This window comes from Luteimicrobium xylanilyticum, assembly GCF_009429125.1.
Lineage (GTDB): Bacteria > Actinomycetota > Actinomycetes > Actinomycetales > Cellulomonadaceae > Luteimicrobium > Luteimicrobium xylanilyticum.
Genome location: NZ_CP045529.1, coordinates 686,773 through 708,410, shown reverse-complemented (window position 1 = coordinate 708,410; position 21,638 = coordinate 686,773). Strand labels below are relative to the sequence as shown.

General features: G+C 73.3%; 21 protein-coding genes. 2 read left to right on the top strand and 19 right to left on the bottom strand.

Features of this window, described 5'->3' with window-relative positions; genetic code table 11:
* Positions 1 to 22: 22 nt before the first annotated feature.
* From KDY119_RS03050 to KDY119_RS03025, 6 genes are all read right to left on the bottom strand, one after another.
* Complete coding sequence (locus KDY119_RS03050; RefSeq protein WP_083891062.1) at positions 23 to 1,180, bottom strand: ABC transporter permease subunit; 1,158 nt, start codon at positions 1,178 to 1,180, stop codon at positions 23 to 25.
* Positions 1,177 to 2,271 carry an ABC transporter permease gene (locus tag KDY119_RS03045; RefSeq protein ID WP_083891064.1) on the bottom strand — a complete coding sequence of 365 codons (1,095 nt, stop codon included), beginning with the start codon at positions 2,269 to 2,271 and terminating at the stop codon, positions 1,177 to 1,179. The genes KDY119_RS03050 and KDY119_RS03045 overlap by 4 nt, the downstream gene beginning before the upstream one ends.
* Entirely contained in the window at positions 2,268 to 3,815 is a 1,548-nt protein-coding gene (locus KDY119_RS03040) for a sugar ABC transporter ATP-binding protein (protein ID WP_036953585.1), read from the bottom strand. Before KDY119_RS03040 ends, KDY119_RS03045 begins: the two co-directional genes overlap by 4 nt.
* Before the next feature lie 108 nt (positions 3,816 to 3,923).
* Positions 3,924 to 4,904 (bottom strand): ABC transporter substrate-binding protein, encoded by a 981-nt coding sequence (locus KDY119_RS03035; protein ID WP_036953588.1) that lies wholly within the window; start codon positions 4,902 to 4,904, stop codon positions 3,924 to 3,926.
* 326 nt (positions 4,905 to 5,230) lie between these two features.
* Positions 5,231 to 5,965 carry a response regulator transcription factor gene (locus KDY119_RS03030; protein ID WP_036953591.1) on the bottom strand — a complete coding sequence of 245 codons (735 nt, stop codon included), beginning with the start codon at positions 5,963 to 5,965 and terminating at the stop codon, positions 5,231 to 5,233.
* Entirely contained in the window at positions 5,962 to 7,218 is a 1,257-nt protein-coding gene (locus KDY119_RS03025; protein WP_083891066.1) for a sensor histidine kinase, read from the bottom strand. Before KDY119_RS03025 ends, KDY119_RS03030 begins: the two co-directional genes overlap by 4 nt.
* Before the next feature lie 143 nt (positions 7,219 to 7,361).
* Here KDY119_RS03025 and phoU point away from each other — a divergent pair, with 143 nt between their 5' ends.
* A complete protein-coding gene (phoU, locus tag KDY119_RS03020) occupies positions 7,362 to 8,012 on the top strand; it encodes a phosphate signaling complex protein PhoU (RefSeq protein WP_036953594.1) in 651 nt (216 codons plus the stop codon).
* Positions 8,013 to 8,180: 168 nt separating this feature from the next.
* On the opposite strand, the gene KDY119_RS03015 is transcribed toward phoU, so the two are convergent.
* Positions 8,181 to 8,918 carry a phosphoglyceromutase gene (locus KDY119_RS03015; RefSeq protein WP_036953597.1) on the bottom strand — a complete coding sequence of 246 codons (738 nt, stop codon included), beginning with the start codon at positions 8,916 to 8,918 and terminating at the stop codon, positions 8,181 to 8,183.
* A gap of 55 nt (positions 8,919 to 8,973) precedes the next feature.
* On the opposite strand from KDY119_RS03015, the gene KDY119_RS03010 reads away from it, so the two are divergent.
* Positions 8,974 to 9,408, top strand: coding sequence for a nitroreductase family deazaflavin-dependent oxidoreductase (locus tag KDY119_RS03010; RefSeq protein WP_036953600.1), 435 nt, complete (start codon positions 8,974 to 8,976; stop codon positions 9,406 to 9,408).
* Here KDY119_RS03010 and mshA read toward each other — a convergent pair.
* From mshA to KDY119_RS02950, 12 genes are all read right to left on the bottom strand, one after another.
* Entirely contained in the window at positions 9,377 to 10,663 is a 1,287-nt protein-coding gene (mshA, locus tag KDY119_RS03005; protein WP_036954066.1) for a D-inositol-3-phosphate glycosyltransferase, read from the bottom strand. The two genes, KDY119_RS03010 and mshA, sit on opposite strands and share 32 nt — an antisense overlap.
* Before the next feature lie 29 nt (positions 10,664 to 10,692).
* Positions 10,693 to 11,823, bottom strand: a complete 1,131-nt coding sequence (locus KDY119_RS03000; protein ID WP_153021918.1) for a lactonase family protein — start codon at positions 11,821 to 11,823, stop codon at positions 10,693 to 10,695.
* 87 nt (positions 11,824 to 11,910) lie between these two features.
* Entirely contained in the window at positions 11,911 to 12,240 is a 330-nt protein-coding gene (locus KDY119_RS02995; RefSeq protein WP_036953606.1) for a histone-like nucleoid-structuring protein Lsr2, read from the bottom strand.
* A gap of 124 nt (positions 12,241 to 12,364) precedes the next feature.
* Complete coding sequence (locus tag KDY119_RS02990) at positions 12,365 to 12,574, bottom strand: hypothetical protein (protein ID WP_036954068.1); 210 nt, start codon at positions 12,572 to 12,574, stop codon at positions 12,365 to 12,367.
* A gap of 51 nt (positions 12,575 to 12,625) precedes the next feature.
* Entirely contained in the window at positions 12,626 to 14,149 is a 1,524-nt protein-coding gene (lysS, locus tag KDY119_RS02985) for a lysine--tRNA ligase (RefSeq protein ID WP_036953609.1), read from the bottom strand.
* 101 nt (positions 14,150 to 14,250) lie between these two features.
* Positions 14,251 to 15,216 carry a carboxylating nicotinate-nucleotide diphosphorylase gene (gene nadC / locus KDY119_RS02980; protein ID WP_227994601.1) on the bottom strand — a complete coding sequence of 322 codons (966 nt, stop codon included), beginning with the start codon at positions 15,214 to 15,216 and terminating at the stop codon, positions 14,251 to 14,253.
* Positions 15,217 to 15,349: 133 nt separating this feature from the next.
* A complete protein-coding gene (locus KDY119_RS02975; protein WP_036954074.1) occupies positions 15,350 to 17,032 on the bottom strand; it encodes an L-aspartate oxidase in 1,683 nt (560 codons plus the stop codon).
* Positions 17,026 to 17,556, bottom strand: coding sequence for an aspartate 1-decarboxylase (gene panD, locus KDY119_RS02970; RefSeq protein WP_407657421.1), 531 nt, complete (start codon positions 17,554 to 17,556; stop codon positions 17,026 to 17,028). Before panD ends, KDY119_RS02975 begins: the two co-directional genes overlap by 7 nt.
* Before the next feature lie 64 nt (positions 17,557 to 17,620).
* On the bottom strand, positions 17,621 to 18,523 hold the full coding sequence (gene panC / locus KDY119_RS02965; RefSeq protein WP_036953611.1) for a pantoate--beta-alanine ligase: 903 nt from the start codon (positions 18,521 to 18,523) through the stop codon (positions 17,621 to 17,623).
* The gene (locus KDY119_RS02960; RefSeq protein ID WP_153021917.1) at positions 18,520 to 19,551 is read right to left on the bottom strand and encodes a Rossmann-like and DUF2520 domain-containing protein; all 1,032 of its coding nucleotides are present in this window, start codon (positions 19,549 to 19,551) and stop codon (positions 18,520 to 18,522) included. The genes panC and KDY119_RS02960 overlap by 4 nt, the downstream gene beginning before the upstream one ends.
* Positions 19,548 to 21,086: a PH domain-containing protein gene (locus KDY119_RS02955; protein ID WP_227994498.1), complete on the bottom strand. Its 1,539-nt coding sequence runs from the start codon at positions 21,084 to 21,086 to the stop codon at positions 19,548 to 19,550. The genes KDY119_RS02960 and KDY119_RS02955 overlap by 4 nt, the downstream gene beginning before the upstream one ends.
* The gene (locus KDY119_RS02950; RefSeq protein ID WP_036953613.1) at positions 21,083 to 21,598 is read right to left on the bottom strand and encodes a PH domain-containing protein; all 516 of its coding nucleotides are present in this window, start codon (positions 21,596 to 21,598) and stop codon (positions 21,083 to 21,085) included. Before KDY119_RS02950 ends, KDY119_RS02955 begins: the two co-directional genes overlap by 4 nt.
* Positions 21,599 to 21,638 lie beyond the last annotated feature (40 nt).

Here is a 21,638-nt window from a genome sequence, read left to right as displayed (position 1 = left end):
CGGAGGCCGCATCGCGCGTGGTTCAGGAGACGGCCGGTGCTGCCGCCGGAGGCGGTGCCGGGCTCTCCTCCTTGTTCTTCTTGCGCCGGCGCTTCTGGCCGGTGCTCAGTGCGCGCTGCAGCAGGACGAACAGCAGCAGCACCGCGCCGATGAAGACCTTGGTCCACCAGGAGTCGAGGCCCTCGCGGGCGATGAGCACCTGGATGAGGCCGTAGACGAGCACGCCCGCCACGGACCCGAGGACGAAGCCGCTGCCGCCGGTGAGCATCGCCCCGCCGATCACGACCGACGCGATCGCGTCGAGCTCCATGCCGATGCCCGTGAGGTTGAAGCCGGACCGGGTGTAGAAGGCGAACAGGATGCCCGCGATCCCGGCGCACGTCCCCGAGATGACGTAGACCCACACCTTGGTGCGCGCCGCCCGCAGGCCCATCAGCCCCACGGCCTGGCCGCCGTCGCCCGCGCCCAGCCCGTAGACCGTGCGGCCGAAGCGGGTGTAGTGGAGCAGGTAGACGGCCACGAGGACGACGACGAGCGCCACGATCATCGACAGGTTGATGTACCAGATGCTCGGGCCGTGCCCGAACTTGAGCCGCCACGACGCGAGGTCGGTGAAGCCCTTGTCCTCGATCGCGAGGGACTCGACGCTCACGACGTTGCACAGGCCGCGCGCGAGGAACATCGCGGCGAGCGACGCGATGAACGGTTGGATCGAGAAGTACTGCACGAGCACCCCGATCAGGAGCCCGAACACCGTCCCGACGAGCACGCCAGCGAGCAGCACGAGCGGCAGCGGGACCCCCAGGATGAGGAGCTTCGCGACGACCAGCCCGACGAGCGCCACGACGGCGCCCACCGACAGGTCGATGCCGCCCGTGAGGATCACGAACGTCATGCCGACGGCCAGGACGAGCAGGTACGAGTTGTCGACGAGCAGGTTCGAGAACAGCCGCATGTTGACGAAGCTGCGGGTGTCCGTCGAGTAGCGCGCCTGGCCGATCACGAGGATCAGCACGAGAGTGAGCAGCGTGCCGGCGACCGGCAGGAAGCGCCGGTCGGCGAGCCGGTGGCCCCACCGGCGCGCGACGTCGGCTATGCCGCCCGTGCTGCCGGGCCGCGGCGCTCCGCCCTTCGTACGACGCGACGTCGTCGCCGGGGCCGGGGTCTGGGTGCTGGTCATGCGGCCACCTCCACGGGGACGGCGGGCGTGCGGCGGGCGCGACGCGCAGCCCCCGCCCGGGAACGCAGGCGGTCGGAGCCGGCGATGCAGACGATGATGAGGATGAGCGCCTTGAACAGCGGCGTGACCTGGGTGGGCAGGTGGAAGATCACGACGGCCCGCTCCAGGGTCGACAGGATGAGCGCACCGACGACGCAGCCGGCGAGCGAGAACTTCCCGCCCTCGAGCTTCGTGCCGCCCAGGACGACGACCATGATCGCGTCGAGCTCCTTCATGAGGCCGACGTTGTTGGCGTCCGCGGCCATGGTCGGCGCCCCGTAGACGATGCCCGCGAGCCCCGCGAGCAGCCCGCACAGCGCGTAGACGAACCACGTGATGTTGCGGGACTTCACACCCGCCAGCCGGCTGGCCTCGCGGTTGATGCCGATCGACTCGAGGAGCATGCCCAGAGCCGTCCCGCGGACCAGCAGGACCACGAGCGCGAACACGCCCGCGGCGATGACCACCGGCATCGGGATCCCGAGGACGTAGCCGGAGCCGATCGCCTTGAACGGCGGGCTCGTCACCGTGGTGATCTGGCCCTTGGTGATGAGCATCGCGATGCCGCGGCCCGCGATCATGAGGATGAGGGTCGCGATGAACGGCTGGATCCCGAGCACGGTCACCAGGAAGCCGTTGAACGCGCCGATGACGAGCGCGACCACGAGCCCCAGGGCCAGCCCGGTCAGCGCCGTCCCCACGGTCGTGCCGCTGCCCGACTCCGCGATGTACGTGAGGGACACCGCGAGCGAGATCGCCATGACGGCCCCCACCGAGAGGTCGATGCCGCCCGTCGCGATCACGAGGCACATGCCGATCGCGAGGAGCAGAGGCGTGGCGCTCTGGCGCAGGATGTCGACGACCTGACCGAACAGGTGGCCGTCCTGGACGGTCACGTCGAGGAAGCCGGGGCTCACGACGCCGCACGCGAGGAGCAGCACGACGAGCGCGACGACGGGCCAGAACAGCGTGTGTCCGGCGAGCCGGGAGAAGGTCCGCCGGGCGCGGTCCGCGGGCGAAGGGGTCGGGTCGGTGGCGACGGTGCCGGTCATGAGGCGCTCCCGCTGGCTGCGATGGTCTCGAGGACGGTGGAGGCCGTGACGTCCGGCCCGTTGGTGAGCTCGCCGATCTTCTGGCGGTCACGCATGACGACGACGCGGTGCGACAGCCGCAGGACCTCCTCGAGCTCGGAGGAGATGAACACGACGCTCATGCCCTCGCTCGCGAGCTCGGCGACGAGCCGCTGGATCTCGGCCTTGGCGCCGACGTCGATGCCGCGGGTCGGCTCGTCGAGCAGCAGCAGCTGGGGCGCGGTGGCGAGCCACCGCGCGAGCAGCACCTTCTGCTGGTTGCCGCCCGACAGGTTCTTGATGAGGGCGTCGGGGTTCGCGGGGTGGATGGCGAGCGCCTCGATGTACCGGGCGACGGTCGCGTCGAGCTCCTTGGCCGGGACCTTGCGCCACGCGCCCCGCTCGGCCTGCATCGCGAGCGCGATGTTCTCGCGGACCGTGAGGTCCCCGATGATCCCTTCCTTCTTGCGGTCCTCCGAGGCGAGGGCGACGCCGCGCTGCAGCGAGCCGAGCGGGCTCGCCGCCCTGACGCCCGCGCCCCGCACAGTGAGCGTGCCGCTGTCGGCCCGGTCCGCGCCGTAGAGCAGGCGCGCGACCTCGGTGCGGCCCGATCCGAGCAGGCCCGCGACCCCGACGATCTCGCCCTCGTAGAGGTCGAGGTCGAACGGCTCGACGGTGCCGTCACGGCCCAGGCCGAGGGCCCGCAGCACCGGCTCCCGACCCGTGAGGTCGTGGGTCGTGGTCCGCCGCGCCGCCTTCTCGATGTCGGCGAGGTCCTCGCTCGCACGGCCGACCATCTTGGACACGAGCTCGAGTCGCGGCAGTTCCGCGGTGAGGTACTCGCCGACGAGGCGCCCGTTGCGCAGGACCGTCAGCCGGTCGGTGATCTCGTAGACCTGGTCGAGGAAGTGCGACACGAAGAGGATCGCGACGCCGTCGGCCCGGAGCTGCCGCATCACGTCGAAGAGCTGTGCGACCTCGGCCTTGTCGAGGCTCGACGTCGGCTCGTCGAGGATGAGGACCTTCGCGTCGACGACCATGGCCCGCGCGATGGCGCAGAGCTGCTGGATCGCGATGGAGTGGGTGCCGAGCATCGACATGGGGTCGAGGTCGAGGCCGAGGCGGGCCAGGTGGGTCCGAGCGGCACGGCGGGTCGCGGGCCAGTTCACGAACGGCCCGAGCCGGACCTCGTGCCCCAGCATGATGTTCTCCGCGACGGAGAGGTTGGGGGCGAGGTTGACCTCCTGGTAGACCGTGCTGACGCCGGCCTCCTGGGCGTCGGCGGGCCCGTCGAAGCGCCGCGCCGTGCCGGCCACGGCGATCGTGCCGGCGTCGATGCGGTAGACGCCGGTGAGCGCCTTGATGAGCGTCGACTTGCCGGCGCCGTTCTCGCCCATGAGGGCGTGGACCTCGCCGGGGCGGAGCGTGAGATCGACCCCGTCGAGGGCCTTGACACCCGGGAACTCGATGGTGATCCCGGTCATCCGGACGACTGGCTCGCTGGCCGTCGTGGACGTGGTGGACATCGGCGTCTTCCGTCCTGCGGTGGTGGCTGTGGAGCGGGCGGCGGGGCGGGTGCGCTCGCCCCGCCGCCGACGACGTCCCGCGCCTCTCGGCGCGGGACGAGGGGCGCGTCAGTACTTGCGCGCGTCGATGGTCTCCTGCGTGATCGTCTGGTCGAACGCCTCGTCCGGGACGATGGTGGACTTCGCCACGTCCTCGCCGTTCACGACCTTCTTCACGAGGTCGGCGATCTGGTCGCCGTAGACCGGGTTGCACTCGACGATGTAGTTGATCTTCTTGTCGTGGAGCGCCTGCAGCCCGTCCCGGACGCCGTCGAACGACACGATCTTGATGTCGGTGCCGGGCTTCTTGCCGGCGGCCTCGATGGCCTCGATGGCGCCGAGTGCCATGTCGTCGTTGTGCGACACGATCATCGTCATGTTCGGGTAGGCCTGCAGCGCCGCCTCGGTGGCCGCCTTGCCCTCGGCGCGCGTGAAGTTGCCGGACGCCTTGCCGACGATCTGGCTGCCGAGCTCGGAGTCGACGGGCTTCTCACGGTCGACCTGAGCCGAGGAGCCGAGCGTGCCCTGGAGCTCGAAGATCTTCGCGTCGGCGGCGTTCTTCTTGATCCAGGCGACGGCGGTCTCGCCCTCCTTCTCGAAGTCGTTGCCGATGTACGTGGCGTACGGGTCGGAGACGCTCGTCTTGACGGTGCGGTCGACGAGGACGACGGGGATCTCGGCGTCCTTGGCCTCCTGGAGCACCTGGTCCCATCCGGTCTCGACGACCGGCGAGAACGCGATCGCGTCGACGCCCTGGTCGATGAAGTCGCGGATCGCCTTGATCTGGTTCTCCTGCTTCTGCTGCGCGTCGACGAACGTCAGGTCGAAGCCCTTGTCCTTCGTGAAGGCGGCCTTGACGGAGTCCGTGTTCGCAGTGCGCCAGCCCGACTCGGCGCCGAGCTGCGAGAAGCCGACCTTGATGGTGTCCCCGCCGGAGCCCTTGGTGTCGTCCGAGCCGGACGAGCCACCGCTGCTGCACGCTGCGAGCCCCAGTGCTGCGATCGCCGCGACGGCCCCGAGCGTCAGGCGGCGGGTGCGCTTGGTGTTCATATCTCCTCCTTGAGATGCCCCGGCCGACTCTGGCCGGGCGCTCGTCATCGAGTCCCGCCGCCTCCCCAGGCGGCATTGTTAGCGCTCACATGCGCTTGAGGACCGATGTTAGCGCTCACACACGAGCGAGTGTCAAGGACGAGACCAAACTGTGACCCGCCGACGCAGGCAACGACTCAGCCACCGCGCCGACCATGCGTGTCTCCCCCTTCTCAGCGCCGAACATGCGCACAACCCCATGCTCGGCCCGAGAGTTCGTGCACCGTCACACGACCGGGCCCCCACACCGAGGACCTCCCGCTCTTCGACGCCGGCGACGCGCTCCCTCAGTCCTCGTCGTCGACGAACCGGTACCCGAGCCCGCGGACCGTCAGCAGGTGCTGCGGGTTGCCCGGGTCCGGCTCGATCTTGGCCCGCACGCGCTTGACGTGGACGTCGAGGGTCTTGGTGTCGCCGACGTAGTCGGAGCCCCACACCCGGTCGATGAGCTGCCCGCGGGTCAGGACGCGGCCCGCGTTGCGCAGCAGCAGCTCGAGCAGCTCGAACTCCTTGAGCGGGAACGACACGGGCTCGCCGCCCACCGTGACGGTGTGCCGGTCGACGTCCATGCGGACCGGACCGACCTCGAGGACGTCGTCGTCGATCTCGTCGGCGTCCGCGGCACCCCCACCAGCGGCGGGTTGGGAGGAGGCACGACGACGCAGCACGGCCCGCATGCGCGCCAGCAGCTCGCGGAACGAGTAGGGCTTGGTGACGTAGTCGTCGGCGCCGAGCTCCAGGCCGACGACCTTGTCGATCTCGGTGTCCTTGGCGGTCAGCATGATGACCGGCACGTCGCCACGGCGCCGCAGCTCGCGGCACACCTCCGTCCCGTCGAGGCCGGGCAGCATGAGGTCGAGGAGCACGAGGTCGACGCCGCCCTGCGACTCGAGCGCGTCGTACGCCGTGAGCGCCTCGGGCCCCGTCGCGGCGGCCGCCACGTCGAAGCCCTCGCGCTCGAGCTGGTAGGTGAGCGGGTCGCGGTAGGACTCCTCGTCCTCCACCACGAGGATGCGGGTCACGCATCCACCTCCTTGGTTCGGTCGGTCGGTCGGTCGGGCTCGTCAAGACCGGTGCTGACGTCGTCCGGGTCGTCACCGGCGACGCGCGGGACGTCGTCGGGCGCGGCAGGGATGCGCAACGTGAACGTCGCGCCGTGCCCCGGCTCGGACCAGACGGTCACCTCGCCGCCGTGGTCGGCCGCGACGTGCTTGACGATGCTGAGGCCGAGCCCGGTGCCGCCGGTCGCCCGCGAGCGGGCGGGGTCGACACGGAAGAAGCGCTCGAACACCCGCTGCTGGTCCTCGGGGGCGATGCCGATGCCCTCGTCGACGACGGCGATCTCGACGAGGTCGCCCTCCTGCCGGACGCCGACGGACACCTGGGCGTGCTCGCCCGAGTAGGCGACCGCGTTGTCGAGGAGGTTGCGCACCGCCGTCACGAGCAGGGCGTGGTCGCCGTAGAGGCGGGCGTCGAGGTCGCCGCCGACGGCGATCCGGATCCCCTTGGCCTGCGCCGTCGTCCGGGCGCGCGCCGCGGCCTCGTCGACGACGGCGCGGGCCGGCACGACCGTGACCTGCTGGGCCGCGCTCGCCGCCTGCAGGCGGGAGAGCTCGATGATCTCGTGCACGAGCGCGGACAGCCGTTCGGACTCGGTCACGATGCGGCCCGCGAACCTGCGCACCGCCTCCGGGTCGTCGGCGGCGTCCTGCACCGTCTCGGCGAGCAGCGCGAGCGCGCCGACCGGGGTCTTGAGCTCGTGCGACACGTTGACGACGAAGTCGCGGCGGATCGCCTCGGTCCGGCGTGCCTCCGTGCGGTCCTCCGCGAGCACGAGCAGGAGGTGCGGCGTCACCTGGGCGACCCGCACCTGCAGCACCACGGTCCCCCGGCCGACGGGACCGCGCGGCAGCTCGAGCTCCTCGTCGCGGATCACGCCGTCCCGGCGGACCGCCGCCACGAGGTCGCGGATCGCCGCGTGCGCGACCTCCGACGACCGGACCACGCCCAGGGCGTACGCGGGCGGGCTGGCCCGCACGACCCGGTCCTCGTCGTCGAGCACGACCGCGGCCGAGCGGAGCACGGCCAGCACCCGGACCAGGCCCTCGTCGAGACCCGGGCTCGACGAGGCGGACTCGGTCCCGCCCGACGCGCGGCCCGCCGGTCGCGAACGCTGTCGCTCGCTCACCCGGAACGCGAGCACGGCGGAGACGCCGACGAGCAGGCCGACGAGGCCCGCCGCGAGCGCCGTCCAGCCGCCGTCGAGGAAGTTCACGCCATCAGCCTACGGACCCGGCGCGCCCGGCCGGGCGAAGAGACCGCCACGCGGGCAGCCGCCGCGAACTGTTCACCGGCAGTCGGTCCGGCGTTCACCGAACGGTCCGACGACGTGCGCCCGCGCGTGCGAGCCTGGCGCGCATGAGAGAGATCTTCGAGGCCGAGCTGCGCCAGGTGGGTGACGACCTCACGGCGATGAGCCGGCTGGTCGAGCGCGCCATCACGGACGCGGGCCAGGCCGTCCTGACCGCCGACCTCGCCCTGGCCCAGGAGGTCATCGCGTCCGACCGCGAGATCGACGCGCGCGAGCGCGATCTCGACGAGCAGTGCGTCCGCCTGCTCGCCCAGCAGGCTCCCGTCGCCACCGACCTTCGAGTGGTCGTGACCGCGCTCCGCATGAGCTCGAGCCTGGAGCGCATGGGCGACCTCGCCCGCCACCTCGCCCAGCTCGCGCGCCGCAGCTACCCCGCGCACGCGCTGCCCCCGACCGTCACCGACACGTTCACCCAGATGCACGACGCCGCCACCCGAGTCGCCCGGCGGACCACCGCGCTCCTCGAGACGCGCGACCTCGCGCTCGCCACGACCGTGGAGCGGGACGACGACCTGCTCGACGTGCTCCACGAGCAAACGTTCGGCGCGCTGCTGTCCGCGGACTGGATCGGCTCGGTCCAGGAGACCATCGACGTGACGCTCGCGTCGCGCTACTACGAGCGCTTCGGCGACCACGCGGTGTCGGTGGCGCGCCGCATCGCCTACCTGGTCACGGGCGAGCCGGCCGAGCTGGCCTGACCACCGCGAAGTAGTACGGCCGCCGGTATACCTCGCGAAGTAGTACGGCCGCCGGTATACGTCGCGAAGTAGTACGGCCGCCGGTATACCTCGCGGAGACAACGCGAAGGCCCGGCACCCTCCTGGGGGGGTGCCGGGCCTTCGCGTCGGGTCTGCGAGACCGGGGTCTCAGCGGCCCTGGTTCGCGACGGCCGCGATGGCGTCCTTCGCGGCCTCGGGGTCGAGGTACGTGCCGCCCTTGGTGACGGGCTGGAGGTCCTCGTCGAGCTCGTAGAGCAGCGGGATGCCGGTCGGGATGTTGAGGCCGGCGATGTCGTCGTCGGAGATCCCGTCCAGGTGCTTGACGAGCGCGCGCAGCGAGTTGCCGTGCGCGGCGACGAGCACCGTCTTGCCGGCCTTGAGGTCCGGCACGATCTCGCCCTCCCAGTAGGGCAGCGCACGCTCGAGGACGTCCTTGAGACACTCGGTGAGCACCTGCGGGGCGTCGGCGTAGCGCGGGTCGGCGTCCTGGGAGAACTCCGAGCCGGGCTCGATCGCGGGCGGCGGGACGTCGTAGGAACGGCGCCAGAGCATGAACTGCTCCTCGCCGAACTGCTCGAGCGTCTGCTTCTTGTCCTTGCCCTGGAGGGCGCCGTAGTGGCGCTCGTTGAGCCGCCAGCTGCGCTTCACGGGGATCCAGTGCCGGTCGGCGGCGTCGAGCGCGAGGTTCGCGGTCGTGATCGCGCGGCGCAGCAGCGACGTGTGCACGACGTCCGGCAGGACGCCGGCGTCGGTCAGGAGCGCGCCACCGCGCTTCGCCTCCGCGGTGCCCTTCTCGGACAGGGGGACGTCCACCCAGCCGGTGAACAGGTTCTTGGCGTTCCACTCGCTCTCGCCGTGGCGGAGCAGCACGAGGGTGTAGGTCATGCCTCCATTTTGCCGCACGTGGAATGCGCGCGTGCGGCGAAGGCGTTCCGTGGACATGCCAGTGACCGGAGAGTACGTCCCCAGCCCGTCCGCCCGCACCGCCGACCAGGTCGCCCTGTACGAGTCGTCGGGCGGTGCCGAGGGCAACACCCTGCGCGGGATGCCCGTGATCATCCTGACCACGAAGGGCGCCCGCTCGGGCAAGGTCCGCAAGAACGCCCTCATGCGCGTCGAGCACGACGGCGCCTACGCCGTCGTCGCGTCGATGGGCGGGGCGCCGGAGCACCCGCAGTGGTACCACAACATCGTCGCGCACCCGGAGGTCGAGCTGCAGGACGGCCCCGAGCCGCACGACTACGTGGCCCACGAGGCGCAGGGCGCCGAGCGCGACGCGTGGTGGGAGCGCGCCGTCGCCGCCTACCCCGACTACGCGGACTACCAGAAGCGCACCGACCGCGTCATCCCCGTGCTCGTGCTCGAGCGCTCCTGACCGATCGCGCGTCCGCGTACACGGCGAGCATCTCCTTCGCGGCGCGGTCCCACCCGAACCGGGGGCTCGCCGCGAGCCCGGCCTCCCGCAGCGCCGCGCGGCGTTCCGGGTCGTCGAGCAGGTCCCCGATCGCCTCGGCCCAGGTCCACGCCGAGTGGTCGGCCACGAGGACGCCCGTCGCGCCGTCGTCGAGCACGGTGGGCAGCCCGCCGACGGCGGCCGCGACCACGGGCGTGCCCGCGGCCTGGGCCTCGGCCGCGACGAGCCCGAACGACTCGGAGTGCGACGGGACCGCCACGACGTCCGCGGCGCGCATGTGCGCGGCGAGCTCGTCCGCGGGGACGGGCGCCCGGACGACCACGCGGTCCTCGACACCGAGCTGCGCGGCGAGGGCCTGGAGCTCGCGCACCGCGGTCGCGCGCCCGCTCGCCCCACCGAGCACGAGCAGCGTGGGCACGAGCCGCTCGTGGTCGCGCAGGACCCCGAGAGCACGGACCAGCACGTCGGGCGCCTTGAGGAGCTGGACGCGGCCCGCGAACAGGACGAGCGGGCGGTCCGGGGGGAGGCCGAGAGCGGCGCGGCGCGACCGACGGTCCGCGTCGACGAGCGCCGCCGCGGCGGCACGGTCGAGACCGTCCGTCGAGACGAGCGCGGGCCGGAACACGTCGAGGTCGACGCCCGGCTCCACGACGTGCACGCGCTCCGGGGCCGCGCCGTACAGGCTCGTGAGCTCGCGCGCCTCCTGCGCGGTGCTCGCGACGAGCGCGTCCGCGGCGTCCACCACCTGCTCCTCGCCGATCGCCCTGCCCGCGGGCTCCGGCGTGTCCCCCGGTGCGAGCGCGGCGTTCTTCACGCGCGCGAGCGTGTGCATCGTCGCGACGAGCGGGACGTCCCACCGGTCGGCCGCGAGCCACCCCGCCTGCCCGGAGAGCCAGTAGTGCGCGTGCACGACGTCGTACCAACCGGCCTCGCGCCACGCCTCCGTGCGGAGCACTCCCGCCGTGAAGGCGCAGAGCTGGCCGGGCAGGTCGTTCTTGTCGAGGCCCTCGAACGGGCCGGCGCTCACGTGCCGCACGCACACGCCGTCGGCCAGCGGCACCACGTCCGGCTGCGCCCCCGACGTGCGCCGCGTGAAGATCTCGACCGTCGCCCCCTCGCGGGCCAGAGCCCGCGCGAGCCCCGTCACGTACACGTTCATGCCGCCCGCGTCGCCCGTGCCGGGCTGGTCGAGGGGCGACGTGTGGACACTGAGCATCGCGACGCGCAGCGGTCGGCGGGGGTCGGTCACCCCTCCAGTATCCGACGCTCGACGACGCACGCCGGGCTCGGCAGCGACAGTGACGCCAACGGCTCGGAGCCGCCGTCGGGCCGGACCCGCAGTGCCTCGAGCGTGGACGAGCTCTGCCCCGCCACCACGAGCACGTCACCGGCCGCGGTGTCGAGAACCGCGAAGTGCCGGGGCCACACCCCCGCGAGCGGGGCGTCGCCCCGGTGCGCCAGGCGAACGCCCTCGCCGTCGGGCACGACGTCGAAGATCGCGACGACGTCCGGTCCGCGCACCGCGACGTAGAGCCGCGTCCCGTCGGTGCTCAGCGCGACGTGCGACGGGAACGTCCCCACACCCTCCGGCCCGGGCGTGGCGCACGCCTGGACCGAGGTGACGGCGTCGGCGGCGAGGAGGCCGTCGTCGTCGGTGCGCAGCGCGAGCACGTGGACCCGGTCGTCCAGCTCCCCGACGACGAACGCAAAGCCCTCCCCCGACGTCCCCGGGACGCCGAAGACCAGGTGGCGCGGGCCAGTGCCCGGGGGCAGCGCCACCGCCGTGCCGGCCGGCTCGACGCCCGCCCCGTCGGCGACCACGCGGTACCGGCGGACCCGGTCCGCGCCCAGGTCCACGACCCACGCGGCCGAGCCGTCCGGCGTCGGGGCCACGAAGTGCGCGTGGGGGCCCTCCTGCCGGTCCGTGACCGGTCCGGTGCCCGCCCCGGCGTGCACCGCCGGCTCGCCCGCGAAGGCGCCCCCGCCGTCGACCGGGACCGTGGTGAACGTGCCGCTCGAGTAGTTCGCCACCCACACCGCACCCGGCCGCGCGACCACGTGGCACGGGTCCGCCCCGCCGCTCGGCAGGGTCGCGAGGAGTGCGAGCCCGTCACCGTCCACACGGAACGACGACACCGTCCCCTCGCTCTCCTCGCCCACGGCGTAGAGGGTCCGCTCGTCCGGGGACAGCGCCACGAACGACGGTGACGGCGCCGTCACCACCTGGCGGGCGCCGTCGAACCGGCCCGCCGTGACGTCCAGGTCCACACGCCAGACGCCCTCCCCACCGCCCGACGGCGTCCCCGGGGCCGGGTACGTCCCGAGCCAGAGCCGGCGGACGTCGGAGTGCGGGGGCTGGACGGTCGGGGAGGTCATGCGAAGAGCGTAGCCAGACGCGGCGAGGGCCCGGCACCACGGGTGCCGAGCCCTCGGGCGACGTCACGTCGCTCGATGCACGCAGCCTCAGTGAGCGGCGTCGTACTTGGCCTTGACGTCGGCCGGGATGCGGCCGCGGTCGGACACGGTGAACCCGTTCGCGCGAGCCCATTCCCGGACCTGGGTCGCCTCCGAGGCGCCGCCACGGGCCGACCGGCGGGCGGGGCGCGCTGCGGCGCGGCCCGTCACCTTGCGCGCGTGGCCGATCCACGTCGCGAAGGCCTCGCGCAGCTCGGCGGCGTGCTTGTCGTTGAGGTCGATCTCGTACGAGACACCGTCCAGCGCGAACGTCACGGTCTGCTCGGCCGCACCGCCGTCGAGGTCGTCGACGAGGAGGACCTGAACCTTCTGAGCCACAAGGGCACCTCACGATTCCTGCATTGTGGGACTACTGCTCGGGACAATCTGAGGATGTCACCGAAAGGAAGCACCGTCAAAGCAGGCGCGCGAGCGCGCCGAAGAATTTCTGGAACAGAATGCGCTAGACATTCTGGCGCGACTCTGCGCCCTCGTTCGACGGGGGCCCGGAATGTGCCGTGCGCTTCTCGGCCGTCTCACGGTCCTCCTGCGCCCAGAGCGCCGCCATCGCATTCCGTTCGTTGCGGTCCGCGCGCACCACGAAGCGCATCACGAGCCAGAAGATCAGGCCCACCGCGATCGAGGGGATGACCGCCTCGAGAACACCGACCATCGTCACGCCACCTTCCGGCCGGGGCCGTTGTCCGTCATCATCGTGCCGCCGTCATTGCGCCGGCTTCACGAGCGGGAAGAGGATCGTCTCGCGGATGCCCTGACCCGTCAGGGCCATGAGCAGCCGGTCGATCCCCATCCCCATGCCACCCGACGGCGGCATCGCGTACTCCATCGCCGTCAGGAAGTCCTCGTCGAGGCGCATCGCCTCGTCGTCACCCGCGGCCGCGAGAAGCGCCTGAGCCTCGAAACGCTCGCGCTGGATCACGGGATCCACGAGCTCCGAGTAGGCCGTGGCGAGCTCGAAGCCCCGGACGTACAGGTCCCACTTCTCCACGACCCCACGGGTCGTGCGGTGGTCACGCGTGAGCGGCGACGTCTCGACCGGGAAGTCCCGCACGAACGTCGGCGCGACGAGGTGGTCACCCACCAGGTGCTCCCAGATCAGCTCGACGAGCTTGCCGTGGCCCGCGCGCTTCGCGTCGTACGCGACCTCGAGGCGCTCCGCGAGCTTCGACAGGTGCTCGACCGACGTCTCGGGCGTGATCTCCTCACCCAGCGCCTCGGACAGCGACCCGTACATCGTGAGCGTCGTCCACTCGCCCCCGAGCTCGTATTCCTCACCGCCCGGCAGCGTGATCGTCGTGGTACCAAGAGCGTCCTGCGCGGCCGTCTGCACGAGGTTCTGCGTCAGTGCCGCCATCGTGTCGTAGTCGCCGTAGGCCTCGTACGCCTCGAGCATCGCGAACTCCGGCGAGTGCGACGAGTCGGCGCCCTCGTTACGGAAGTTCCTGTTGATCTCGAAGACGCGTTCCACACCCCCCACGACTGCCTTCTTGAGGAAGATCTCCGGGGCGATCCTGAGGAACAGGTCGATGTCGTACGCGTTCATGTGCGTCTCGAACGGACGGGCCGTTGCACCGGAGGCGACCGTCTGCAGCATCGGCGTCTCGATCTCGAGAAAGTCGCGCCGATGGAAGTTGTCGCGCAGAGAACGCACCACCGCGGCACGGAAACGCACCATGTCCCGCGCCGCCGGACGTGCGATCAGGTCGACATAACGCTGCCGGACGCGCGATTCCTCCGACAGGTCCTTGTGCAGCACCGGGAGCGGTCGGAGCGCCTTGGCTGCGATGGTCCACTCGTCCGCGAACACCGACAGCTCGCCGCGCCGCGAGCTGATCACGCGACCGTGGAGGAAGAGGTGGTCGCCCAGGTCCACGTCGCCCTTGAACCGCGCCAGCGACTCCTCGCCGACGACGGCCTGGCTGAGCATGCCCTGGAGGCGGTTGCCCTCGCCGTCCTGCAGGGTCACGAAGCACAGCTTGCCCGTGTTGCGCAGGAACACGACGCGCCCCGCGACCCCGACGACGTCGTCGGTCTCCTGGCCGGCCTCGAGGTGCCCGTATCCCGCGACGACCTGGGCGATCGTGTGCGTCCGCGGGACCGAGACCGGGTAGGCCTGCGTTCCCTCCTCCAGGATCCGGTCGCGCTTGGCGCGGCGGATCCGGAGCTGCTCGGGCAGGTCGTCCACGGCGGCCTCGGGGGCGTTCGTGGCGGGCGAGCTCGTGGGCACGGCGGGACGCGCGGGGTCGGGGGAAGTCACCCGACGATTCTACGGGCGGACTCCAGGGGGAGGCTGCGAGCACCGGAAGGACGGACCATTCGGGCGCCGGCTCAGGAGGCGCGCAGGTCGAGGGCGAGGTCGAGGATCGGCGACGAGTGGGTCAGCGCCCCCACGGACAGGAAGTCGACGCCGGTGCCCGCGACCTCGGCCGCGCGGTCGAGTGTGAGGTTTCCGGTCGCCTCGAGCTCGACGTGCGCGGGCACCGTCGCACCCGGGACGCCCGACGCCGGGGTCCCCTGCCGGGCCCGGACGGCTGCGACCGTGGCGGCCAGGACGGGCGTCGGCATGTTGTCGAGCAGGAGGAAGTCCGCGCCCGCGTCGACGGCCTCGACCGCCTGGTCGGTCGTGTCCGCCTCGACCTGGACCGCAACGTCCGGGAACCGTTCGCGGACCGCCGCGACGGCCGCGGCGACCGACCCGGCGGCGACGACGTGGTTGTCCTTGACCATCGCGACGTCGTACAGGCCCATGCGCTTGTTCGTCCCCCCGCCCGCGCGGACGGCGTACTTCTCGAGCGCGCGCAGCCCCGGCGTCGTCTTGCGCGTGTCGAGGACGACCGCGCCGGTGCCCTCGAGCTCGTCCGCCCAGCGGCGGGTGTGCGTCGCGACGCCGCTCGCCCGGCTCGCGAGGTTGAGGAGCGTCCGCTCGGCGACGAGCAGCACCTGCGTCGGCCCCTCGGCCGTCGCGAGCACCTGCCCCGCCTCGACCCGGTCGCCGTCCCGTGCGACGAACGTCACGGCCGGCGCCTCGAGCCCGAGCCGCCCGGCGACCTGGACGAGCACCTCGGGCACCACGACGAGGCCCGCGACGACGCCGGCTTCGCGCGCGACGAGGTCCGCCGTACCCCGGGCGCCGGCGTCGACCGTCGCCTGGGTGGTCACGTCGCGCCCGGGCTCGGCGCCGAGGTCCTCGTCGAGGGCGGTGCGCACGACGGCGGCCACCCACGCCGGGTCGAGCCCGTCGTCGAAGGCCAGCGAGCTGAGGAGGGGCTGCGTCGAGGCGGAAGGCGTCGAGATCTCGGTCACGGGCTCACGCTATCCGCTCCCCGAAGTAGTACGGCGGCCGGTATACCTCGCGAAGTAGTACGGCGGCCGGCATACCTCGCGAAGTAGTACGGCGGCCGGTATACCTCGGCGCCGCCGTGGGCGATCAGGAGACGACGAGATCCCCGCCGTCGCCGAGCCGGACGACGACGCGCCGCTCCCAGGCCGGGTCGACCGCGGGGAAGTCGGACCGGAAGTGCCCGCCCCGGCTCTCGGTGCGGCGCAGCGCGGCCTCGGTGAGCGCGGACGCGACCTGGTGGACGTTGGTCGTCTCCCACTCGGCGAGCTGCGGCTCGGCGACGACGCCGCCCTCGTCGGCTGCGTCGAGGACGGCGGCGAGATGGGTGCGCGCGCCGAGGAGCCCGCGTTCGTCGCGGATGACACCGGGCCCGGCAGTGGCGATGGCCTGGATGCGCGAGCGTGCGGCGGCGGGAACCAGCCCGGGTTCGCCAGGGCGTTCGACGGGCTCGTGCTGGGAGAGCTGCCCGTCGGCGAGGCGTGCGGCGATGTCGCGGGCGGCACGGGTCGCGAACACGAGCCCCTCGAGGAGCGAGTTGGAGGCGAGACGGTTCGCGCCGTGCACGCCGGTGCAGGCGACCTCGCCGACGGCGTAGAGCCCGGGGACGTCGGAGCGCCCGTCGACGTCGGTCACCACGCCGCCGGAGTGGTAGTGCTGCGCGGGCGCGACGGGGACGGGTTCCTCGGTCCAGTCGATGCCGGCGTCGAGGAGGCGCGCGGTGATGGTCGGGAAGCGGCGCGCAAGAAACTCCCGCCCGCGTGCGGCGGCGAGCCCGCGCGCGTCGAGCAGGACGTGGTCCGAGCCGGTGGCGGCCATCTGCCGGACGATGGCGTGCGCGACGACGTCGCGGGGCGCGAGCTCGGCCATCGGGTGTACGGCGGGCATGAACCGGGTGCCGAGCTCGTCGAGGAGCACGGCCCCTTCGCCGCGGACGGCCTCGGAGATGAGCGGGAGCTGGCCCTTCGCCCCGGACCCGAGCCAGAGGACCGTGGGGTGGAACTGGACGAACTCGAGGTCCCCGACGCTCGCGCCCGCGCGCAGGGCGGCCGCGATGCCGTCGCCGGTGGCGGCGGGCGGGTTCGTGGACGAGCGGAAGACCTGGCCGATACCGCCGGTCGCGAGGACGACGGCGGGCGCGAGCGCGGCTCCTACCCCGTCGCGCGACCCGGCGCCGCGGACGTGCAGGGTGACGCCGCAGGCGGGCGCGCGCCCGTCGGGCCCGACGGCGCCGGTCAGCACGTCGAGGACGAGAGCGTTCTCGATCACCTCGATGCCGGGGTCGGTGCGGACGGCCTCGAGCTGGGCGACGAGGGCCCGCGAGATCTCCGCCCCGGTCGCGTCGCCGCCGGCGTGGGCGATGCGGTCGGCGTGGTGCCCGCCCTCGCGGCCGAGCGCGATGCCGCCGCCCGAGTCGGTGTCGAACACCGCGCCGCGCGCGACGAGCTCGCGCACCCGGGCGGGGCCCTCGGTGACGAGGATCTCGACGGCGCGCGGGTCGCAGAGCCCACCGCCCGCGGCGAGCGTGTCGGCGAGGTGCGCCGCGGGCGAGTCGGTCGGGTCGAGCGCCGCCGCGATCCCGCCCTGCGCCCAGACGGTCGACCCGGACGACAGCGCTCCCTTGGTGACCAGCAGGACCCGCGGCACGCGGGTCCTCAGCTCGAGCGCCGCCGTCAGGCCCGCGATCCCGCTGCCCACGACGACGACGTCGGCGGACGTCGTCCAGCCCGGCTGCGGCGCGCGCAGCCGCCGGTGGAGGCGGGCCACTACCAGGCGGCCAGTGCGTCGTCGCCGGCGAGGGGCGAATCCTGGGAACGGGTGCCGAGGACGCCCTCGCTCCCCTGCACCTGCTCGAACGGGACCCCGCTGGGCTCGAGCCCGTACCCTCCGGGCACCTGGCCCGGGTCGTCGCTGATCTCGACGATCGTGTTGTGCTCGTCCACGAAGACGACGTTGGGCACGAAGGTGCGGGCCTCGTCGTCGGCGAGCGTGCCGTAGGCGATGACGATGACGAGGTCGCCGGGCTTGATGAGGTGCGCGGCGGCGCCGTTGATGCACATCTCACCGCTGCCCCGCTCGCCCGGGATGACGTACGTGGTGAGCCGGTGGCCGTTGGCGACGTCGACGACGTCGACCTGCTGGCCGGGGAGCAGGTCCGCGGCGTCGAGCAGGTCGGAGTCGACGGTGAGCGAACCGACGTAGTGCAGGTCCGCCTGGGTCACGGTCGCCCGGTGGATCTTGGCGATCATCATCGGACGCCGGAGCGTGGTCGCACGCTCGTGCGGGCGTCGGGTCACGGCTGTTGCCTCCGAGTAGCGGGGTGGTCCGGGGCCGGCGGGCGCCCGGTGGCGGCGGGCGAGCCTACGCGAGCCGGACCGTGGTGTTGTCGATCAGCCGGGTCGAGCCGACACGTGCCGCCACCAGCAACAACGCCGGACCCGACGCGACGCTTCCGGCGAGGGTCAGGTCCTCCACGGTAGTCGGGTCGACGAGCGCGAGGTAATCGACGACGACGCCGTCGGCGGCGTTGAGGACGTCGGCGGCGGCCGCGACGACGTCGGTCGGGCTGCCACCCGCCTCGGCGACGGCGGACGACGCGCCGAGGGCGGCGCTCAGGGCGCGGGCGCGGATCCGCTCGTCGTCGCTGAGGTAGGCGTTGCGCGAGGACCGAGCGAGACCGTCGGGCTCGCGGACGATCGGGACCCCGACGATGTCGGTGCGAACGTCCAGGTCACGCACCATGCGGCGGACGAGGAGGAGCTGCTGGGCGTCCTTCTCGCCGAACAGCGCGACGTCGGGGCGCACGAGGTGCATGAGCTTGAGGACGACGGTCAGCATGCCGTCGAAGTGCCCCGGCCGGGCCGCGCCCTCGAGGATCGTGCCGAGCGACCCGGCGCTCACCCGGACGAGCGCGTCGCCGTCGGGGTACATCTCGTCGAGCTGCGGCGCGAAGACGACGTCGACGCCCTCGGGGGTGAGCAACCTCACGTCGCCGTCGAGGTCGCGCGGGTAGCGGTCGAAGTCCTCGTCCGGGCCGAACTGGAGCGGGTTCACGAAGTCGGTCACGACGACCTGCCCGTCCGGCCCGACGAGCTCGCGGGCGCGCCGGACGAGCGTGAGGTGCCCCTCGTGGAGCGCGCCCATGGTCATGACGACGGCGCGGCGGGGCCGGTCGGTGCCCTGTCCGGAGCCTCGCGCGGCGTCGAAGGGAGCGAGGGCGTCGTCGAGGTCGGCGACGGTCGAGGCGACGAGCGGACTGGTCATGCGTCACTCTCCGGACCGGGGGCGGGTGGTGCGCCGGGCGGGGCCGGCTCGGCGAGCGCGTCGAGCAGCTCCGCCGCCTGCCGCTCACCGATGCGGCCCGCGGCGAGGGCGCGGACGGTCGCGCCGCGGGCGAGCGCACGGTATGCGGGCGGCAGGTCCGGGGCATCGGCCGCCTCGGCACCGAGGACCTCGAGGTGCGCGCGCACCGTCCCGACGTCGCCGCGCGACACCGGGCCGGTGAGGGCCCCGATCGCGGCGGCGCCGGGTGCGCCGAGGCCGAGCGGGGCCGCGACGGATGCGTCCGTCCCGCCGTCGGCCCGGGTCTCCGTCACGCGATCGACGTCCGCGTAGCGCAGCGCGCCGTCGAGCGCGGCGCCCAGCAGCGGGCCGAGCGCCCGGCCGGGCCGCTCGATCCCGGCGGCCGCGAGCGCCTGCGCGGCCTGCGCGACGAGCACCACGAGGTGGTTGGAGCCGTGCGCGAGGGCCGCGTGGTACAGCGGGCGGGCCTCCTCGGCGACGACGGCGGGCTCCCCGCCGAGCTCGACCACGAGCGCCTGCGCGATGGGAAGGACGGGCGCCGCGGCCGTGACGGCGAAGGTCGTGCCCTCGAGCCGCGACAGGTCCAGCGACGTTCCGGTGAACGTCATCGCCGGGTGGATCGCGAGGGGGATCGCGCCGGCGGCCCGCGCGGGGTCGAGGACGCGCACGCCCTGGCTGCCCGCCGTGTGCACGACGAGCTGGCCCGGCTGCCACGCCCCCACGTCGGCGAGGCCGCGGACCAGGGGCGCGAGCTCGTCGTCGGGCACGGTGAGGAGGACCAGCTCGGCGCGCCGGACGACCTCGGGGACCTCGAGCAGGGGGACCCCGGGGAGCATCGCGTCGATGCGCTCGCGGCTGGCCTCCGAGACGCCGCTCGCGCCCACGACCGCGTGCCCGACCGACCGCAGCGCGCTGCCGAGGACCGCGCCCACGCGGCCGGCCCCGACGACGCCCACGCCCAGCCGCACCGGCCCGCCGGCCGCCGTCATGCGCGCGCCCCCGGCGGCTGGAGCCACCGCTCGCTGAGGTCCTGGGACCGCGCCTCGCGTGCCCGGACGGACTGCTCGTCGAGCAGCACCCGGGCGTCCCGGGCGTCGAGGTGCGGCACCTCCGGGTGCACGGACCCGGGCGTCGAGTGCAGGACGAACGACGCCAGCCCGAGCCGGCGCTGCAGCGGTCCCTGCTCGAGCCCGAGCGACTGCGTCCGCTCGTGCGGCACCACGACGAGCCGACGCCGCACCCGGCCGCTGCGGGCGAGGACGGCCCGCGCGGTCACCGCGTACCCGTTGCGGCGCCACCCCACCGGGTCGAGCCAGCGCGACCGCCGCGGGGCGGCCGTGAACGCGTCGCTCGGCCCGCTCCCGTCGAGCGCCTCGCCGAGCAGCGCGAGCGGGTCCGCCGTGCCGAGGTCCGGCAGGACCAGCCACAGCGCCGTCGTCGCCTCGGCGCGCGAGCCCACGGGGAGCAGCACCGTCGTCGGGCCCTTCGCGTTCGCCTCGCGACCGTAGCCGGCGACGTTGACGTGCACGCGCCACCAGCCGAACCGTCGCCACAGGAACGGCTGCACCAGCTCGACGGCCTGCACCCGGCCCGGCGGGATCGTCTGCGCACGCGTCTCGGTGAGCCCGTGGCGCAGCCGGATGCCGTCGGGCGACGTCGCGGCGCGGAACGCGAACGAGCGGTTGAACCGGCCGAACAACGCGGAGCCGAGGCCGATCAGGACCGGCACGAAGCTGAACAGGACCGCCGGGGTCCGGGCCGCCGCGGCCGCGACGACGGCGCCCGCGACGACGAGCACCAGCACCCACGCCTCGACGGTCAGGAACGTCGACGCGACGAGCCGACCCGACGGCACCTCGAACAGCGGCTGCTCGGGGGCCTCGGTGGCGTGGAGCGTCGGGGCGGGACCGGGCCCGGCCGCGGACGTCACCGCGTCCGGTGCGTGCTTCGCGTCGGTGCCGTCGGCAGGCGCGGCGACGGCCTGCTTCCCGCCCGACGACGGCGCCCCCAGCCCCGCCGCGCGCGCCAGCAGGTCCGCGCGCAGCTCCTGCGCGGTGCGCTCCGTGAGGTAGCCGATCGACACGCCCGACCCGTCGCCGCCCGCGACCTCGACCTTGACCTCCGCGAGCCCGAAGATCCGCGCGGCGAGTGGCTGGCGCACCTCGATCGCCTGGATCCGGTCGAGCCGGGCCTTGCGGTGCTGCTTGAACAGGATCCCCGACCGCATGTGCACCGCGTCCGGGTCGATCGCGTACGCCGTCACCCGCCACGCGAGCCACGAGTAGGTGCCCGCGACCACGACGATCGCCGCGATCCCGAGGAGCACCCACGCGAGGTGGTGCAGGGCGAACCGGGCACCGTCGCCGTCGCCCTGCTCCGCCGTCGAGCGCAGGAGCCCGAGGACCACGACGACGAGGACGAGCCAGCCCTTCACGAGCGGCGTCACGGGGTGGACCCGCTGCCAGGCGAGGGACGACGGCGCGGTCGCGCCGCCCGGCGCAGGCACGGGCAGGCCGTCGCTCACAGCCCGGCCAGCCGCGCCTCGCCGCGGGCGGCGAGCTGGTCGCGCAGGCGCTCGGCGACCTCGGCGGGCAGGCCGTCGATGCTGGCGTCCGTGCCCGCGGACGCGGTGTGGAGCTGCAGGGACGCGAGGCCCAGCGCGCGGGTCAGCGGGCCCCGCTGCACGTCCAGGTACTGCATGCGCCCGTAGGGCACGACGACGAGCGTGCGGAACATGATGCCCTTGCGGATGAGCAGGTCGTCGGCCCGCTCCGCGTAGCCGATCGCGTGCACCTGGCGGGGCACCAGCCAGAGCAGCCAGAGGGCCAGCAGCACGAAGAACGTGGGGAACACCCAGACCCACGCCGCGCCCGTGGCGAGCGCCACCACCGCGCCGACGACGGCCAGCAGCCCGACCGTGGTCAGCGACGGGACGAGACGTGCGGTCACGAGCTTCCCGGACACGCGCGACCACTCGAGCCCCGGCGGGTCGAACGGGTCGCCAGGGGCGCGAACGGCAGGGGCGTCGTCGGTCACGCGCCCATCCTCCCATCCCGGTCGGACGCGTCCAGGTCCC

Excerpts from the sequence above, each read along its gene's own strand:
- KDY119_RS03050 (WP_083891062.1), bottom strand. The coding sequence starts at position 1,180 with ATGACCAGCACCCAGACCCCGGCCCCGGCGACGACGTCGCGTCGTACG.
- KDY119_RS03045 (WP_083891064.1), bottom strand. The coding sequence starts at position 2,271 with ATGACCGGCACCGTCGCCACCGACCCGACCCCTTCGCCCGCGGACCGC.
- KDY119_RS03040 (WP_036953585.1), bottom strand. The coding sequence starts at position 3,815 with ATGTCCACCACGTCCACGACGGCCAGCGAGCCAGTCGTCCGGATGACC.
- KDY119_RS03035 (WP_036953588.1), bottom strand. The coding sequence starts at position 4,904 with ATGAACACCAAGCGCACCCGCCGCCTGACGCTCGGGGCCGTCGCGGCG.
- phoU (WP_036953594.1), top strand. The coding sequence starts at position 7,362 with ATGAGAGAGATCTTCGAGGCCGAGCTGCGCCAGGTGGGTGACGACCTC.
- KDY119_RS03015 (WP_036953597.1), bottom strand. The coding sequence starts at position 8,918 with ATGACCTACACCCTCGTGCTGCTCCGCCACGGCGAGAGCGAGTGGAAC.
- KDY119_RS03010 (WP_036953600.1), top strand. The coding sequence starts at position 8,974 with ATGCCAGTGACCGGAGAGTACGTCCCCAGCCCGTCCGCCCGCACCGCC.
- mshA (WP_036954066.1), bottom strand. The coding sequence starts at position 10,663 with ATGCTCAGTGTCCACACGTCGCCCCTCGACCAGCCCGGCACGGGCGAC.
- KDY119_RS03000 (WP_153021918.1), bottom strand. The coding sequence starts at position 11,823 with ATGACCTCCCCGACCGTCCAGCCCCCGCACTCCGACGTCCGCCGGCTC.
- KDY119_RS02990 (WP_036954068.1), bottom strand. The coding sequence starts at position 12,574 with ATGGTCGGTGTTCTCGAGGCGGTCATCCCCTCGATCGCGGTGGGCCTG.
- panC (WP_036953611.1), bottom strand. The coding sequence starts at position 18,523 with ATGACCAGTCCGCTCGTCGCCTCGACCGTCGCCGACCTCGACGACGCC.
- KDY119_RS02960 (WP_153021917.1), bottom strand. The coding sequence starts at position 19,551 with ATGACGGCGGCCGGCGGGCCGGTGCGGCTGGGCGTGGGCGTCGTCGGG.